General features: G+C 69.5%; 4 protein-coding genes. All 4 read right to left on the bottom strand.

What is annotated here, in order from left to right:
• Positions 1 to 893: hybrid sensor histidine kinase/response regulator (locus VFM98_RS09320; protein WP_325109645.1), on the bottom strand; the 893-nt coding region annotated here is incomplete at its 3' end.
• Complete coding sequence (locus VFM98_RS09315; protein WP_325109644.1) at positions 890 to 1,483, bottom strand: chemotaxis protein CheB; 594 nt, start codon at positions 1,481 to 1,483, stop codon at positions 890 to 892. The genes VFM98_RS09320 and VFM98_RS09315, both read right to left, overlap by 4 nt.
• Positions 1,480 to 2,310 (bottom strand): protein-glutamate O-methyltransferase CheR, encoded by an 831-nt coding sequence (locus tag VFM98_RS09310; protein WP_325109643.1) that lies wholly within the window; start codon positions 2,308 to 2,310, stop codon positions 1,480 to 1,482. The genes VFM98_RS09315 and VFM98_RS09310 overlap by 4 nt, the downstream gene beginning before the upstream one ends.
• Positions 2,307 to 3,471, bottom strand: a 1,165-nt coding sequence (locus VFM98_RS09305; protein ID WP_325109642.1) for a response regulator, incomplete at its 5' end; no start/stop codon positions are given. The genes VFM98_RS09310 and VFM98_RS09305, both read right to left, overlap by 4 nt.

Here is a 3,471-nt window from a genome sequence, read left to right as displayed (position 1 = left end):
TCCTCGCGCTCGCCGACGGTCACCGCCACCGGCTTGCCCTGGCCGTAGCGCAGGGCGTTGGTGAGCAGGTTGGTGATCACCTGCTCGATGCGGAACTCGTCGCCCACCTGCGGCAGCGACTCGGGCGCGGCCAGGGTGATCGCGACGCCGCTGCTGGTGGCCTGCTCGCGGATGGCCTCGACCACCTCGCGCGCCGACTGCGCCAGGTCGAAGGGGGCCGGCACCATCGCCAGCCGGCCGGTGCGGGCCCGGGAGACGTCCAGCATGTCGTCCAGCAGGCGCACCATGCTGCGGATCTGGCGCTCGTCGCGCTCCACCATCGTGAGCATCTGCTGCGCATCGGGCACCTTGGGCCCGGAGAACATGCGCCGGCGCAGCTGCGCCTGCAGGTACACCGAGTTGAGCGGGTTGCGCAGCTCGTGCGCGATCATGGACATGAAGTCGTCGCGCATGTTCACCGCCCGCTGCAGGTCGGCCTTGGCGGCCTGCAGGTCCTGGCGCTGGCGGAACAATTCCACGAACACGTTGACCTTGCTGCGCACCGCCACCGGATCGAGCGGCTTGTAGAGGAAATCGACGGCCCCGCTCTCGTAGCCGCGGAAGGCGTAATTCAGTTCCCGCCCGGCGGCGCTGACGAACACGATGGGAATGGTGCGGGTGCGCTCGGTGCCGCGCATCAGCTCCGCCAGCTCGAAGCCGTTCATGGACGGCATCTGCACGTCGAGGATGGCCAGCGCGAAGGGATGCTCCAGCATCAGCGACAGCGCCTCCTCGCCGGAGCGTGCGGTGAAGATGCGGCGGCCGGCCTGGCGGATCAGCGCCTCCAGGGCGACCAGGTTTTCCTGCAGGTCGTCGACCAGCAGCACGTTGACATCGGGGGAGGGATCGGTCATCGGCAGGCGACAGTGTGCAGCAGGCTGCGCAGTCCGGCCAGCGGCAGCACGAAATCGGGCTGGGCGAGGCGCAGGGCGGCGGCGGGCATCGTGGGGTGGGCGGCCTCGTCGGGATCCTGCACGGCGCACAGGCCGCCCGCCGCCTGGATGCTCGCGAGGCCTTCCGCGCCATCCTCGTTGGCGCCGGTAAGAAGAAGGGCTGCGAGCCGCCGGCCGATGGCCCCGGCGCAGGACTCGAACAGCACGTCGATGGAAGGGCGCGAGAACAGCACCGGCGCGTCGCAGCTGAGGGAGAAGCTGCGATCCTGCTCCACGAGGAGGTGGTAGCCGGGCGGGGCGAAGTAGATGTGCCCCGGCTCGATGGGCGCATGCGGCTGCGCTTCGCGCACCGGCGCCGCGAGGCGCAGCCCGAACACGTCGACCAGCCGGCTTTCCTGCCAGTCCGGCAGGTGCAGCACGATCACGATGGCCGCGCGCAGCGGCGGCAGTCCGTCCAGCAGCGTCAGCAGCGCGTCCACGCCGCCGGCGGAGCCGCCGATCGCCACCATCTCGGCGGCGAAGGCGAAGCCGGCGGGCAGTTCGCGCTTCATCGCGCCTCCGGCAGCCGCCGGTACAGGCGTTCGGGCCGGCTCACAGGCTCGAACTGGCTGGCATAGGCCGAGAAATCCAGCGTCTCCTTCGAGCCCAGCCCCAGGAAGCCGCGGTGCGCCAGCGATTCGTGGAACAGGCCCAGCGCGCGGTCCTGCAGCTCGCGGTTGAAGTAGATCAGCACGTTGCGGCAGGAGACGAAATGCGTCTCGGCGAACACGGCGTCGGTGGCGAGGCTGTGGTCGGCGAAGGTGATGGCGTCGCGCAGGGCCTTGTCCATCAGGGCGCCGCCGTAGGCCGCCGTGTAGTAGTCGCTGAAGGCGGCCTGGCCGCCGGCCTGCTGGTAGTTGCGGGTGAAGCCCTGCATCGCCTCGAGGTCGAAGATGCCCTTGCGGGCCTTCTCCAGCGAGGCGTGGTTGATGTCGGTGGCGTAGAGGATGGTGCGTTCCAGCAGCGCCTCCTCGTGCAGCAGGATCGCCATCGAATACGCCTCCTCGCCGGTGCTGCAGCCCGCCACCCAGACCTTCAGCGAGGGATAGGTGTTCAGCACGGGCACGACGTGGCGCCGGATCGCGAGGAAGTACGCCGGGTCGCGGAACATCTCGCTCACCGGCACCGTGAGGTACTGCAGCAGCTGCGCGAACTGTTGCGGGTCGTGCAGGATGCGCTCCTGCAGCGCCGAGATCGTGGGCGCCTTCATGCGCACCTGCGCCTGGCCGACGCGGCGCTTCAGCGAGGCCTGCGCGTAGTCGCGGAAGTCGTGGCCGTAGCGCAGGTAGACCGCCTCCACCAGCAGCCGCAGCTCGATGTCGGCGACCGCGGGATTCATCCCACCCGCTCCAGCTTGGGCATCCAGACCCGGATCAGCGAGAACAGGCGCTCCAGCTCCACCGGCTTGGCCAGGTAGTCGTTGGCGCCGGCGGCCAGGCTCTTCTCCTGGTCCTCCTTCATCGCCTTGGCCGTGACGGCGATGATCGGCAGCTTCTGCCAGCGCGGGTTCTTGCGGATCTCGCGCGTGGCGGCGAGGCCGTCCATCTCCGGCATCATGATGTCCATCAGCACCAGGTCGATGCCGTCCGGGTCCTGTTCCAGCTTCTGCAGCGCCTCGACGCCGTTGCGCGCCACCTCCACGTCCGCGCCCTTCTGCTCCAGGGCGCTGGTGAGGGCGAAGATGTTGCGCATGTCGTCGTCCACCACCAGGATGCGGCGCGCCTCGAAGGCGCGGTCGCGGCTGCGCGCGGTGCGCAGCATCTTCTGGCGCTCCGAGGACAGCTGGTTCTCCACCTTGTGCAGGAACAGCGTCACCTCGTCGAGCAGGCGCTCGGGCGAGCGCGCGCCCTTGATGATGATCGAGCGCGAGTAGCGCATCAGCTCGGCTTCCTCGTCGCGGGTGAGGTTGCGGCCGGTGTACACGATCACGGGCGGGAAGGAGCGGCTCTCGCCGGCGGCCATGCGGCGCAGCAGCTCCTGCCCGTTCATGTCCGGCAGCTTGAGGTCGATGATCATGCAGTCGAACACGCTTTGCGAGAGGGCCCGCAGCGCCTCGGCACCCTGCGCGACGGCGACGATCTCGATGTCGCTGTCGCCGATCAGGGCCTTCACGCTGTCCTGCTGGCGCGGGTCGTCCTCCACCAGCAGCACGCGCTTGAGCTTCTGGCTCAGCTTGGCCTCGACGCGCGAGAACACCTCCTTCAGCTGCTCGCGGGTGGCGGGCTTGCGCGCATAGCCGATGGCGCCCAGCTGCAGGGCGGGCTCGCTGCGGTCCTCCACCGAGATCACGTGCACGGGCACGTGGCGGGTGCGCGGGTTGTCCTTCAGGTGCTGCAGCACCGACAGCCCCGATTCGTCCGGCAACTGCATGTCCAGCAGCACCGCGTCCGGCGCATGCTCGGTGGCGAGCCGGCAGCCCTCCTCGGCATGGTGGGCCACCAGGCAGCGGTAGCCGAGCTCGTGCGCCAGGTCGAACAGGATGCCGGCGAAGCGCGGATCG

This window comes from Ramlibacter sp., from assembly GCF_035706265.1.
GTDB lineage: Bacteria > Pseudomonadota > Gammaproteobacteria > Burkholderiales > Burkholderiaceae_C > Ramlibacter.
The sequence above is the reverse complement of the archived record's forward strand: the minus strand, read 5'-3'. Positions and strand labels throughout refer to the sequence as shown.